Annotated in this window: 12 protein-coding genes; 2 read left to right on the top strand and 10 right to left on the bottom strand. The window is 43.0% G+C overall.

All coding sequences use genetic code 11. The features are described from left to right. Positions 1-93: 93 nt before the first annotated feature. Entirely contained in the window at positions 94-777 is a 684-nt protein-coding gene (locus MHH58_RS02365; RefSeq protein WP_341344920.1) for a hemerythrin domain-containing protein, read from the bottom strand. 137 nt (positions 778-914) lie between these two features. On the opposite strand from MHH58_RS02365, the gene MHH58_RS02360 reads away from it, so the two are divergent. After that, on the top strand, positions 915-1,874 hold the full coding sequence (locus tag MHH58_RS02360; RefSeq protein ID WP_341344919.1) for a hypothetical protein: 960 nt from the start codon (positions 915-917) through the stop codon (positions 1,872-1,874). A 25-nt stretch (positions 1,875-1,899) separates the two neighbouring features. Next, entirely contained in the window at positions 1,900-2,481 is a 582-nt protein-coding gene (locus tag MHH58_RS02355) for an LOG family protein (RefSeq protein ID WP_135098364.1), read from the top strand. A 28-nt stretch (positions 2,482-2,509) separates the two neighbouring features. Here the strand turns inward: MHH58_RS02355 and MHH58_RS02350 are convergent, their stop codons facing one another. The 9 genes from MHH58_RS02350 to MHH58_RS02310 all read right to left on the bottom strand — a co-directional run bounded on the left by MHH58_RS02350 (position 2,510) and on the right by MHH58_RS02310 (position 13,020). Next, the gene (locus tag MHH58_RS02350) at positions 2,510-3,073 is read right to left on the bottom strand and encodes a GNAT family N-acetyltransferase (protein ID WP_115885864.1); all 564 of its coding nucleotides are present in this window, start codon (positions 3,071-3,073) and stop codon (positions 2,510-2,512) included. 19 nt (positions 3,074-3,092) lie between these two features. Further along, positions 3,093-3,428 carry a hypothetical protein gene (locus tag MHH58_RS02345; protein WP_135098366.1) on the bottom strand — a complete coding sequence of 112 codons (336 nt, stop codon included), beginning with the start codon at positions 3,426-3,428 and terminating at the stop codon, positions 3,093-3,095. Between the two features lie 12 nt (positions 3,429-3,440). Beyond that, positions 3,441-3,704, bottom strand: coding sequence for a hypothetical protein (locus tag MHH58_RS02340; protein ID WP_341344918.1), 264 nt, complete (start codon positions 3,702-3,704; stop codon positions 3,441-3,443). Positions 3,705-3,805: 101 nt separating this feature from the next. Continuing rightward, positions 3,806-5,488: a glutathione ABC transporter substrate-binding protein gene (locus tag MHH58_RS02335; RefSeq protein WP_341344917.1), complete on the bottom strand. Its 1,683-nt coding sequence runs from the start codon at positions 5,486-5,488 to the stop codon at positions 3,806-3,808. Between the two features lie 294 nt (positions 5,489-5,782). Beyond that, a complete protein-coding gene (locus MHH58_RS02330; protein ID WP_341344916.1) occupies positions 5,783-7,462 on the bottom strand; it encodes a glutathione ABC transporter substrate-binding protein in 1,680 nt (559 codons plus the stop codon). A 177-nt stretch (positions 7,463-7,639) separates the two neighbouring features. Then, the gene (locus MHH58_RS02325; protein ID WP_341344915.1) at positions 7,640-9,313 is read right to left on the bottom strand and encodes a glutathione ABC transporter substrate-binding protein; all 1,674 of its coding nucleotides are present in this window, start codon (positions 9,311-9,313) and stop codon (positions 7,640-7,642) included. Between the two features lie 240 nt (positions 9,314-9,553). Next, positions 9,554-11,545: a TRAP transporter permease gene (locus tag MHH58_RS02320; protein WP_341344914.1), complete on the bottom strand. Its 1,992-nt coding sequence runs from the start codon at positions 11,543-11,545 to the stop codon at positions 9,554-9,556. A 1-nt stretch (position 11,546) separates the two neighbouring features. After that, positions 11,547-11,999, bottom strand: coding sequence for a DUF1850 domain-containing protein (locus MHH58_RS02315; protein WP_341344913.1), 453 nt, complete (start codon positions 11,997-11,999; stop codon positions 11,547-11,549). A 10-nt stretch (positions 12,000-12,009) separates the two neighbouring features. Beyond that, the gene (locus tag MHH58_RS02310; protein ID WP_341344912.1) at positions 12,010-13,020 is read right to left on the bottom strand and encodes a TAXI family TRAP transporter solute-binding subunit; all 1,011 of its coding nucleotides are present in this window, start codon (positions 13,018-13,020) and stop codon (positions 12,010-12,012) included. Between the last annotated feature and the right edge of the window lie 163 nt (positions 13,021-13,183).

The following is a 13,183-nucleotide window of genomic DNA, read 5'->3' as shown; positions in this document are numbered from 1 at the left end:
CAGTGTCAGTTTCACAGTGGCGCGCCAGCCTTGTAATATCCTCATAAAACCCAAAAACCCGCTCACATGAACGGGTTTTCATCAAAAAATATATTACCTGAACGGCGTAAACAGCAGATTGTTTTCCAGATGCAGGAGGGTCATAATATTCTTCTCATTTTCTTCCAGTTTCTTCAGTACGAAGACGTTTAACGGCTCGTTGCTGTCGACTGGTGTGTAGCCGTTTGTCAGCGAACGGATTTGCTTGAACCAGTTGACGATATTTCGATGTTCATCGAGTAATCTTGTAATGTGCGGCTTCAGCGCTTCAAAAGCGACTGAACTTTTTTGTTCATAATACGTCAGTAGCAGCGGGTACACATCGGATTCTTCCGTTTCAATATGCACTGTCATTTCCCGGTAAATATTATAGAAGAGTTCGGCCACTTTATCGTATTCAACATCTTCTTTTTTATATTTTTTGGCGAGTTTTTCGACGTAGTCATTTAGAACCGGCAGTTCATCCAGCAGGTCGTCGTAATATTTACGTTCGATATACTTAATAATGCTCGTTTGATCCATAAAGGATACATCGATTCCCTCAATCCGCTGTTTCGCGAATTCGTTGACTTCATATAAAATGTTTTCCAGATTAAAATTCCCTGCTTCATGAGCTTTCTTTAAAGTCTGGTCGCCGTGATTAACAAAATCAATATCGATTTCGCGGAAGACACCTGCCGCTGCCGGCACCTTAAATAGAATATCTTTTAATTTCATCGTTTCACTTATATTTGACATGTTGAATCCTCCTCGTCTATTCTTTATATTCATACCATTAATTGAAATTATTTAAACCTTGGTACCCGTTTAATTCTTTCTTGCCGGGGGTATTGTATAATTAATCTAAACAGCTATTTATATGGAGGTCAGTCCCAGTGAATAAAAATTTAAAAATGTTAGCTACAATTATACCATTGATTGCGGTTCCCTTATTTAATGAACGTAAAAAGATAGCGAAACATCCCGATATGCAAAAGCTCGGGGCAGTATCGAATTCAGTTTACACGCGCGTTAGAGACAGCAGTAAAGATGCTGCCTCAAGTGCTTACGAAACGACGAAAAATACCGCCCAGACTATCGGTACGAAAGTAAGCGATACGCTTGAAGAACGCAGCTATAATAAGGAAGTTAAAAATTATCAGAAGAGCCTCGAGCAGGAAGAATCGCTTGAAAAGCGTTTTGAGAAAGACAAGGCAGCTCATAAAGAAAAGCGCAAGGCGGACAGCAGCGATAAAAACCGTTCTTCTTTTGTGCCGAAAATCTTCCAGTCACACAGTGAAAAATCTGCCGATGATATTAAAGACGGCATGACAGTGTCCGATGAACTGATGTCACAGAACTCGCCGACACCGGATATTAACACTGACAAACTGACAGAGCCGGATAATGAAGAACCGGTTTACGGTGAAAAATATATGTTTGAAGACAGTGAAGAAGATGACAAAGTTCAGAATGAACTGGTACCATATACAGGTAACGCAATTCAAATTAATGAAAGCAGTGAGAAAATGACAAACATCCAGGAAATTAATGAAGAAAAAGTTCTCAACGACACAGAATTCACAAGAAACTCAAACGATCAGCAGGATGAGAATTTACCGCTTCGCCAGCAGCATAAAAACATTTTAGACCCGCGCAGTGCGGCACGTGAAAAGTACGCTGCAGAAAAGAAAAAAGAAAAAGAGAACCTGCGAAACAGCAACAGTCTCTTCAATAAGCACCGCCGCATGAACTTTGAACATGCGAACAAGAGAAAACGCGTTATCGGCGACGGCAATCCTTATATTAAAGATCAAACAATTAAAAATTATGAAGAGCTAATGTTTAATAAATAAGTTTAACATCATAGGAGCATACTTTATGAACGTTAAAAAAATTACTGTATTCTGCGGTGCAAAAACCGGGAAAAACAAAAATTATGAAAAAGCTGCCTATAAATTAGGCGAAGATGCTGCCCGTAAAAACTTAACCGTCGTTTACGGAGGCGGCGCAACCGGTCTGATGGGCGCAGTCGCAGACGGTGCGCTCGCTGAAAACGGCAAAGTCACCGGGGTGATTCCGCAGTTTCTTGTGGACCGCGAAGTCGCTCACCCCGGCGTCAGTGATATGCGCATCGTACAGTCTATGCACCAGCGCAAACTTGAGCTGGAAGCAGAAGGCGATGCAATTATTATGATGCCCGGTGGTGCCGGCACCCTTGAAGAATTCTTTGAAGTTTTTACTTGGGGACAGCTCGGTCTGCATGAAAAACCGATTGGCATATTGAACGTTGACGGTTATTTTGATGCGCTGAAAACCGTAATCCACAAATCGATTGAAGAAGGTTTTCTAGAAGAGCGTTATCTTGATATGCTGTTCATCCATGATAACCTTAACGATATTCTTGAGGGCTTTGAATCATATGTCCCTGTAGCAGTGAGAACTTACGAAGATTTAAAATAAGCAGTAAAAAAAGAGCACGGATTCAAGTTTACAGTTTGAATCTGCGCTCTTTTTGTGTGGATTTTTTAAACAGCACGTGCCGTTTCAAAGAATGCCCGTCCATAATACCCGGATGATCAAAAGTCTGCACCGGTTCCATGCCGATTTTTTCCATAATATTAATCGAAGGAATATTCCGCACTGCTGTATAAGCGTAAACTTCCTTAATATCCGTCTGGCGTTCGACGAATTTTAATACTCCGCGGGCGGCTTCTGTCGCAAAGCCCTGGTTCCAGTGTTTCTTTTGAAGCCGCCAGCCTATTTCTATACAGGGCAGGAAATCAAAATCGAGAGTGTCATCTGCTTCCAGTACGTGAATTCCCGTAAAGCCGATAAATTCATTCGTATCTTTCCGTTCAACAGCAAACAGACCGAAGCCTCTGTCGATAATGCACTTTTGAGCGGTGCGTGCATATGCAACAGATTCCTCAGGTGTTACCAGCGTTGGAAAATAACGCCTGACATCCGGATCCTGATTCATTCTAATAAAGGTCTTTAAATCACTTTCCTGCCAGTCGCGTAAAATCAGACGTTTTGTCTTAATATATTTCATTTTACTTCAGGCCTATCTATTAAAGTTCTGCTTCATTTTGAATCGGCACATCGCGGCGGATGTAACTGATTAAACGCACGGTAAATTCACTGTTTTCAAAGTCGTAGTCTTCAAGATTTTTCTTCTTGTTATCCGTTGTCACGACTGCATCGATGAAGTCGACCGTATGCTTTTCTTTAAACGTAATAGTAAAAGTTTCAAAGCCCTCTTCCGGTGCCGGTTTTTTCACGACAACACGGTTAATCGAACCTTGAACATCTTCCAGTTCGCCGCCGGTAGCCGCTTCAATTTCTTTTGCCAGCTCTTCGAGCTTCATTTTTTTACCTTCAATTAAATAAAACTTCTCTTCATGCATGATAAAACTCCTTTACTCTTCGTTTTCTTCTTCATCTTCCTCTTCATCAGGCTGCTGGTTTTCTTCGAATTCCTGCTCGAGTGCCTCCAGTTCTGATTCTTTCGCATCCACATTCTGCTGAAGCGCTTCATTATCACCCTGCAGGGAATTAATTTCCTCTTCCAGCTCAGCAATTTCATTGTTGACGTTTTCCAGATCTTTTTCCGCCTGGGTAGATTCGCTGCTGCAGGCCGCAAGTCCCAGTACAAATATTAGCATTATCAGTTTTTTCATCATATCCACCTATAGTTAATCTTACCCAATATTATACCATTCATATGTATATTTTTAAATTTATAGAAAAAACCCGGCAAAAATGCCGGGTCCTTCAATCTTTACTATTCTTCAATTGTTACCTGATCCACATGATAAATACCCTGTGCATCAACCCAGAAGTTCTGAACGTTAGCATTTAAGCCTGTTAAGTAGTTCTGGTGGTGAATGTAGGCCATCGGCGCTACATCTACGAGATAATCTTGAAGTTCTGAATAAATTTCAAGTCTCGCTTCTTCATCAGTTTCCTGACGTCCTGCTTCAAGCAATTCGTCTACTTTATCGTCTGATAAGAATGAACGGTTACCCGGGTCACCATGCATTGATGAGTGGAATAACGGATAAGTACCGTAGTCCGCATCACCAGTTACAGTTGACCAGCCGAGGATAAACATATCGTGGTTCCCTGCAGCTGTTTCTTCCAAGTACGCGCCCCACTCAAGCTGTTCAACAGTTAAGTTGATGCCGATTTCCTGCAGTGATTCCTGCAGATAAATTGCAGTATTTACACGTTCCGGGCTGTCGTTAGTCCAGATTGACAGATCAAGTCCATCTTCGTAACCTGCTTCTGCCATCAATTCTTTAGCACGTTCGATATCGTAAGAAATACCTTCAACATTTTCATCGTAGCCGAAGACACCCGGAGCTAACGGCCCTTGTGCTGGAATACCTACACCGTCGTATACTCCGCTGATAATTTCTTCGCGGTCAATAGCATAAGAAATTGCCTGACGTACTCTTTCATCGTCTAAGGGTTCTTTTTCAGTGTTAAATCCGATATAAGAAAGTGACATTGATTCTGTTTCGTCAAGTTCAGTCTCTGCTCCATTAGCAATACGGTCAGCGTTGCTCGATTCAACAGCACCTGCAACATGGGAAGTGCCCGATTCGATTTCAGCAATACGTGACGCCGTTTCCGGAACTACTTTAAATGTTACTGTGTCGAGTGTTGCAGCTTCACCGTAGTAATCGTCATTGCGCTCAAGGACAACCTGCTCACCCGGTGTGCGTTCCTGTAATTTAAAGGCGCCTGTTCCTACAGGATTTGCAGTGACGTATTCGCCAAGATCAGAAGAAATTGCATCCTGAACTTCTTCAGCATCACCGCTGTCGCGTAATTCATAATATTCTTCTGCAGTCATATCTTCACCTGCAGCATCAAGTGCTTCCTGGTAATCAGTATCGATTACATCTTTACTGATCATACCGCCGCCATCATGTGCAAGATGCGCAAGCAATGGTGCAAACGGATATTCAGTTGTAATTTCAACTGTGTATTCATCTACTGCTTCAACATCGCTAACCATTTCGTATAAGAACATACGTGGTGATGCCATAGCCGGATCAAGTACGCGTTCTAAGTTGGCAACAACAGCTTCCGCGTTGAAAGGTGTGCCATCGTGGAAGGTTACATCGTCACGGAGAGTAAAGCTCCATGTTGTGTCATCTACCTGTTCCCACTCAGTCGCAAGACCAGGTTCAACTTCCATATCTGCATTCAGGACAGTCAGTCCATCGTATAAGTTGTAACGCACGTTTGATGATGGTACGTCGTTATTGCCGTGCGGGTCCATTGAAACAATGTCACTCATTTCAGAGATAACAAGGTCCTGGCTGCCGGCCGGTGTACCTTCTGATGCGCCGTCTTCAGCTTCAGGCTCAACGTCGCTGTCGCTTGTACAAGCTGCCAGTACTAATGTAAACATCAGTACAATACTTAAAGTAAGCAGTTGTTTAAGGCTCTTCATTATGTATTTCCCCCTAATTAATTTTAAATTTTAAGATTATTTCGAATCCTAAAATTTCACTCTTACAATATTACCGCAAAACAATTTTTCTTACAAGGTTGAATTTTGAAAAAATTATCATTGCAATCAGTAATAATTATTCCTTAAAATTTCAACCATCCTCACTATAGCATGCTCTTTATTCAAAATAAAGCGCTTTCAATAATTTTTATGAGTGTGTGTATATTAAACACAGTTAAAAAAAGACAGCCATGACATTTCACTTTGTCATGACTGTATAATGAAATTTTATCTTTATTCACTATCAATATAAGTTTCGCTGAAATCCAGCATGTTGAAACCGTTGGCTTTAAATTCATGGACGTTGTCGTTATATGCATTTAAATATTCTCCGTGACGGATAAAAATGGAAGGTGCTTCTTCAATAATTATTTCCTGGGCATCGATATACATTGTTTCGCGTGTATCTTCATCAGTTTCCTGGCGTGCATCGTCCAGCAGTGAATCGAGTTCAGAGTTGCTGTAGAATGAACGGTTCCCGTTATTCCCGTGGTTTTCCGTATGATATAGTGACGTAATCGTTTCATCCGGGTCTCCCGTCGTGTTGCCCCAGCCGAGGATAAACATATCGTGTTCCGCATTGCCTGTCGCATCGAGATAAGCACCCCACTCGACTTGTTCAACATTCAGCGTAACACCGATTTCATTCAGTGATTCCTGCAGCCACAAAGCGGCATCCAGACGCTCGGGGTTATCATCATTTACCATCAGATTAATCGTTAAATCTTCTGCGCCTGCTTCAGCGAGCAGCTGTTCAGCGCGCTCCATATCGTATTCAAGACCTTGAAGTTCTTCGGAATAACCGAGCAGGGCCGGTGCAAGCGGACCGTTCGCCGGTATACCGGAACCATTATAGACTCCATCGAGCACCGCTTCGCTGTCAAAAGCATGCGAAATTGCCTGACGGATTTTCGGATCATCAAATGGTTCCTTGCTTGTATTGAAACCGATATAGTCAACGTTAACAGCATCGCTCCGCATTAAGGTCATGCCGTCCGTCTCCTCAATACGGTCGGTATTGCTTGTCAATGTGGATAGAATCGCATCCGACGACCCTGATTCAAGTTCCGCAATGCGAGTCCCCGGTTCTGTTACAACTTTAAACGTTATACTTTCCAGCAGTGCCGGCGTATTCCAATAATCGTCGTTGCGTGAAACTGCCGTTGCCTCACCCGGGCTTCTCGATTCAAACTTAAAGTAATTTGTGCCGACAGGTCCGGTTTCTACCATTTCCCCGACAAACTGGCTGATGTCTTCAACTGCATCATCATAATCATCTCCGCCCGCAGTTCTCAGTTCATAATACTCCTCCAGTGATAAATCACTGTCCGCCTGTTCCAGTGCATTTTCATAATCCGCGTCAATCAGTTCTTTACTGATCATTTTACCGGCACCATGAGATAAATTATTTAACAGCGGTGCATATGGATATTCTGTCACGAGTTCAATATTGTAATCATCGATAATATTAACTTCGCTGACCATATCAAGGAGTGAAGAACGGGCAGAAGCTCTTGCCGGGTCCTGAATACGTTCTATGTTCGCTTTCACTGCATCAGCATTAAAATCGCTGCCGTCGTGAAACTTCACACCTTCCCGCAATTTAAAACTCCACGTCGTATCATCAATCTGCTCGTACTCTTCTGCGAGAGCCGGCACGATATTTAAATCCTCATCGTGAGTAACAAGCGGCTCGTAGATTGTATCCCGTATCTGCTCGGACGGATCGTCGTTACTGCCATGCGGATCGAGCGACACAATATCCGATGGAATCGCAATCGTCATATCGCCGCCTTGTTCTTCAGCGCCAGTATCAGAGCTGCCCGTTTCTTCATCAACATTGCTGTCATCTGTACATGCTGTGAGAATGAACAGGAAAAATACTGTCAGTGAGATAAAACTAAACCTCTTCATGAAAAACGCCCCCTGCTTCTAATATTCACTTTTATATCACCTATACCCCGAATACGTGCTAATAGTTTTATATTCCGTAAAAACTTTCAATTTTTTACAATAGAGTGCTGAATCAAAAAACTGCCCGAAAATCTTATTATTAAGATCTCCGGGCAGTTTAACTTGCCAGTTTTTCACTTATTGAATTGAAGTGCCTCTGAAGTTGAAGATGTTGTACGCATCACCTTCGAATCCTTCAACGTGATTGCCGTGTGCGTTTAAGTTTTCCCCGTGACGGATAAAGATTGCCGGTGCTTCATCTACTAAGATTTGCTGAGCTTCCATATACAGTTCTTCGCGCTCGCTTTCTTCAGTTGACTGGCGGGCTTCATCTAAAATACTGTCCAATTCAGGGTTGTTGTAGAATGAACGGTTACCAGTGTCACCGATGTTATCACTGTGGAACAGCGGTGAAATTCCGTTATCCGGGTCACCTGTTGAGTTGCTCCAGCCAAGGATGAACATATCGTGTTCTCCTGCGCCTGTCGCTGCAAGGTACGCGCCCCACTCAACTTGTTCAACGTTCACTGTAATACCAAGGTTGCTCAATGATTCCTGCAGCCACAGGGCTACGTCTACACGTTCAGGGTTATCATCGTTAACCATTAAGTTAATTGTTAAATCTTCAACACCTGCTTCATCCAGCAGTTCCTCGGCACGGTCCATATCATATTCCAAACCTTCAAGGTCTTCAGAATAACCGAGTACTCCCGGTGCAAGCGGTGCTTCTGCCGGTGTACCTGATCCATTATACACTCCATCAAGTACAGCCTGGCTGTCAAATGCATGCGTGATTGCCTGACGTACTCTCGGGTCGTCAAACGGTTCTTTTTCAGTATTGAATCCGATGTAGTCAATCGATACTGAATCGTTGCGGAGAAGTGTTACATCTTCGTTATTTTCCACGCGGTCAATATTGCTGGATAGTGTCGCTAAAATTGCATCTGATGAACCTGACTCAAGTTCAGCAATACGTGAACCCGGTTCAGATACTACTTTAAATGTCACCCCGTCAAGCAGTGCTGTGTCTCCCCAGTAATCATCGTTGCGTACTACAGCAGTTTGTTCTCCAGGGCTTCTCGAATCAAACTTGAAGTAGTTTGTTCCAACAGGTTCAGATTCAACAAGCTGGCCGACAAAAGAGCTGATTTCATTTGCTACTGCTTCATGCTCTTCTCCGCCTTCAGCGCGCAGGTCGTAATACTCTTCAAGAGATAAATCGCTGCCTGCTTCATCGAGTGCCTGCTGATAATCTGCATCGATCAAATCTTTACTGATCATTTTACCTGCACCATGAGTTAAGTTGTTCGCAAGCGGCGCAAAAGGATACTCAGTCACAAGTTCTACAGTGTAATCGTCGATAACGTTAACTTCGCTCACCATCTCGAGCAGGAATGAACGCGGTGAAGCTTTCGCCGGGTCTTTTACACGTTCAATATTCGCTTTAACTACATCTGCATTAAATTCACTGCCGTCATGAAAAGTGACCCCTTCGCGAAGCTTAAATTGCCACGTTGTATCGTCAACCTGTTCATACTCTTCAGCTAAGACAGGAACTATTTCAAAATTTTCATCCTGTGTTAAGAGCGGCTCATAAATTGTATCGCGGATTTGTTCCGACGGTACATCATTACTGCCGTGCGGATCCATCGATACTGCATCACTTGGTATTGCCAAGGTCAGAGTACCGCCTTCTGCAGCTGCGGTCTCTTCCCCTTCAGTTGCTTCCTCTTCCACATTACTGTCATCAGTACATGCTGCGAGAATAAGTATTAATACGCCGAGCAATGCCATAAAACTAAACTTTTTCATTTGATTCCCCCCATTTCAAGAAGCTGCAAGCACTTCTTATAATATTCAGAATTTTACACTAGAAGTTAAAATTATACAACTGTTATTTCAGAAAAATCTAATTATTGAATGCGCTTACTTCAAGAGAGATTTTTACCGTTTCATTTAACAGCACAGAAGCCGTTTAGAGAACGGCTCTGTTTTAGACCATTTTTAGTTAAGTCCAAAGTTCATCCTATTTCAGAAACTCATTTTTTCAATCTATGCTGCTGCGGGTTCTTGTCTTTTCCATTTCAAATAGTTCAATACAAAAATTATAATGGCGACACTCAAGCCAATGATATCTGTATATCCTTCCGGAACAACAAGCAGAACAGCCGAGCCAATAAGCACCACTCTGATCAAAGGATTAATATGTGTCTTGAAGTAGCCCTCAAGACCGGCAGACAATGCGATGAGGCCGATGGTTGTACTGGCCAGTACTATAGCAACATCCATAATATTTGCAAGAGGATATTCTCTCGCATTGGTCATCAATCCTTCGACATCAACCAGCAGCATAGCCGGTTCGTAAATAAAGATAAATGGAATCAGGAAACCTGCCAGTGACAGTTTCAGCGCCTGGAAACCGGTTCTCATCGGATCTCCATCTGCAATACCCGCACCGGCGAAAGCCGCTAAGGCTACCGGCGGTGTGACGTTTGCAAATATACCGAAGTAGAATACGAACATATGCGCTAAGAGAATCGGTATACCAAATTCTGCAAGTGCAGGCGCTGCCATCGTTGCTGTAATAATATAAGCAGGTATAGAAGGCAGACCCATACCGAGTACCATCGATGCAATCATCGTAAAGAACAGCGTCAGGAGCAGTGACCCTGCACCGAGTCCTGCAATTGCAGATGTCATAATTGCACCAAAGCTCGTTAATGATACGACGCCGATAATAATACCGACAACCGCACAGGCAATCATTACTGATAATGCCTGCTGAGCCCCGAGTGCGAGGCCGTCGAAAATATCTCTGAATGACATGCGCGTTGATTTACGCAGAGTAGCAATGACAATAGTCAGGAAAATTGTAAATATCGCTGCCCGCGGTATCGGCATATTCATAAACAGCATGACAATTAAACCGACCAGCGGGATAAGCAGGTGTCCGCGTTCCTTCATTACTTCTTTAACTCGCGGCAGATCTGCTTTTGGTATTCCTTTTAGCCCGCGTTTTCCTGCTCTATAATGTACCTGCATAATGACTGCAAAATAGTATAACAATGCAGGAAGCAGAGCAGCAAGAGCAATCGTGCCGTAATTAATACCGGTCGTTTCAGCCATAATAAAGGCACTCGCACCCATAATCGGCGGCAGTATCTGTCCGCCGACCGAGGCACTGGCTTCAACTGCTCCTGCAAAATTTCTATGATAGCCGATTTTTTTCATCAAAGGAATTGTAAATGCACCTGTACTTACGACGTTTGCTACTGCAGCACCGTTAATACTGCCCATAAAACCGCTTGAAACTACGGCAACTTTAGCAGGTCCCCCTCGCTGAGCACCTGCTAAAGCCATAGCCAAATCATTAAAGAACTGCCCCATGCCGGACTTCTGCAAAAATGCCCCGAATAATATAAACAGGAAGATGAAGTTTACAGATGCTCCGATGGCTGTAGAATACAGCCCTTCAGTTTTTAAATACAGCTGTCCGAATATATCACCCGGATCAAATGGCCGGGTCATCATCATATTCGGCAGAAAATCCATGTGGCTAAAGAATGGATAAGCTAAGAAAATCATGGCCAGTATCGGCAGAATCCATCCCGTTACCCGCCGGGCCGCTTCAAGTATGAGCACCACAGTGACAATTGCCATGATAATATCTGCCGTATTCGGAATACCGCCCCGTTCAGTAACAATCGCCTGATATTCAATCAGTATGTAGCCGGCTGTAAATAAGCTCAGCCCCGCCAGCACCCAGTCTAAAATTGGAAGTTTATCTCGGTCCTGTTTTTTAAACATCGGGTACAGCATATAGACTAAGGCCAGACCAACTGCAACGTGTATCGAACGCTGCTGCAGGGCGGGCATCGGATTAAAAACCATATATAAATGAAACAGCGAATACAGTACCGCAACAATAGTTACGATCCAAAATGTACTTTTGCTGCTGAATTTACGTGTCCGCGCATCTTTATCATATTTCTCCTGAACCGCCTGAGTGTCCGGGGCAACTGCCGGTTCTGTATGCTTGTTCATATTAACCTCCCAATAGTTGTTTTAATAAAGTGATATTTTCAACTTTAATTTCCACCGCAGTATACGGCTCGTACAATTCGTACAGTAAAATCTCTTCATTATTTTGAACAATTTTAGTTTCCACCTTGTCAGAAACATTCAGGTAAATATCCGTATAGCGGTCGTTTAGTGTGTACTTAACAAAACCGTCTTTTGTAATTTCAGCAGGCTCGTTCGAATCGCTCGGCACTCCTGCTCCGAATGTTTTAAAGTGAGACTCAGTTAAAATGAAATCTTCCTCTTCAACCTCGTAAACTTCAAACCATTCTTCTTTTTCAATCGAATGAATCCAGTGAATTTCAAAACTTTCATCGGAAAGATAAAGGTCTCTTTCTTCTTCCGCGTCAATTACAATCTTTTTTTGAGGTATTAAAAAGATGAAAAGGAGCACAACGAGCATGCTCCCTATTATCATCCATTTAATTTTACTGCTCATCGTAATATTTTTGAGCACCTGGGTGGATATCTATTACTGCACTTTCTTCTGCTGTTTCAACATTAATATCATTGGCAGCCTGATGGGCATTGCCGAGACGATCAAGGTTATCAAACATATACTTCGTTAAGTTATAAACATCATTCTCGCTCATATCAGAACGGACAACGAGCGCATTCATAATTGCGACAGTCGGTACAGCTTCTTCATTGCCGTACGTATCTGCAGGAATTTCCATTGCTTCAAAATAATCAGCATCTTCGCTCAGTACATCTACCGCTTCCTGTTCGATTGGAACAATTTTAAGATCGACAGAGTTCTGCAGTTCCATGACCGATGCGTTAGGAAGCCCGCTCGTTAAGAAGGCTGCATCCAGCTGCCCGCCGCGCATTGCTTCAGACGCTTCTGCATACCCCAAATAATCTACTTCGATATCATCGTAAGACATGCCGTGCGCTTCTAGCACTGCACGTGTTGCAATTTCCACACCGGAGTTCTGATCACCCACTGCGACGCGTTTTCCTGCAAGGTCTTCAACACTCTCAATGCCCGCACCATCAGTTGAGATCAGCTGAACGAAGTTCGGGTAGAGTGCCGCAACCTGCTGAACGTTCTCAACCGGTTCTGTAAATGTTTCTTCACCGTTAACCGCTTGTGTTAAAGCGTCACTCATAACAAATGACATTTCAACTTTTTCTTCCGCCATTAAATTCAAGTTTTCAGCAGAAGCACCGGTAGTCTGGGTTCTTGAGTTGACACCAAATTCACTGCTGTAACCTTCTGCAAGAGTTGTGGCAATAATATTATAAGGTCCTGAAGAGCCGCCTGTAGCAATCGTGACGATATTTGTCTCAAGCGAAGCAGCATCGCCGGAGCTCTCTTCACCCTCTGCTGCTTCTTCGGTATCTGCTGCAGTTCCATCTTCTTCCGAGTCATCGCTGCAGGCTGAAAGTACTAAAGTTGCACCAAGTAACATTGCTAAATATTTATTAAACTTCATAATTTGCCTCCTCTTTATGTAATTAATTAAAAGTATAACAGAATTATCCTTTTATGAAAACGCTATCTTTTTTAATTTTCAAATAATTTAATTCGGTGGTCCTTCTCCACTATTTAAAAAGCCACAAAAAAGAAGCAGAATCACTGTTCTGCTTCCTGAAGAT

It is taken from the genome of Jeotgalicoccus sp. FSL K6-3177 (assembly GCF_038050175.1).
Lineage (GTDB): Bacteria > Bacillota > Bacilli > Staphylococcales > Salinicoccaceae > Jeotgalicoccus > Jeotgalicoccus nanhaiensis.
This window is presented reverse-complemented; position numbering and strand designations above follow the sequence as displayed.

Bases quoted from the DNA above. Each gene is read 5' to 3' on its own strand.
- MHH58_RS02340 (WP_341344918.1), bottom strand. From the start codon at position 3,704: ATGATGAAAAAACTGATAATGCTAATATTTGTACTGGGACTTGCGGCC.
- MHH58_RS02355 (WP_135098364.1), top strand. From the start codon at position 1,900: ATGAACGTTAAAAAAATTACTGTATTCTGCGGTGCAAAAACCGGGAAA.
- MHH58_RS02350 (WP_115885864.1), bottom strand. From the start codon at position 3,073: ATGAAATATATTAAGACAAAACGTCTGATTTTACGCGACTGGCAGGAA.
- MHH58_RS02345 (WP_135098366.1), bottom strand. From the start codon at position 3,428: ATGCATGAAGAGAAGTTTTATTTAATTGAAGGTAAAAAAATGAAGCTC.
- MHH58_RS02315 (WP_341344913.1), bottom strand. From the start codon at position 11,999: ATGATAATAGGGAGCATGCTCGTTGTGCTCCTTTTCATCTTTTTAATA.
- MHH58_RS02310 (WP_341344912.1), bottom strand. From the start codon at position 13,020: ATGAAGTTTAATAAATATTTAGCAATGTTACTTGGTGCAACTTTAGTA.
- MHH58_RS02320 (WP_341344914.1), bottom strand. From the start codon at position 11,545: ATGAACAAGCATACAGAACCGGCAGTTGCCCCGGACACTCAGGCGGTT.
- MHH58_RS02365 (WP_341344920.1), bottom strand. From the start codon at position 777: ATGTCAAATATAAGTGAAACGATGAAATTAAAAGATATTCTATTTAAG.
- MHH58_RS02335 (WP_341344917.1), bottom strand. From the start codon at position 5,488: ATGAAGAGCCTTAAACAACTGCTTACTTTAAGTATTGTACTGATGTTT.
- MHH58_RS02330 (WP_341344916.1), bottom strand. From the start codon at position 7,462: ATGAAGAGGTTTAGTTTTATCTCACTGACAGTATTTTTCCTGTTCATT.
- MHH58_RS02325 (WP_341344915.1), bottom strand. From the start codon at position 9,313: ATGAAAAAGTTTAGTTTTATGGCATTGCTCGGCGTATTAATACTTATT.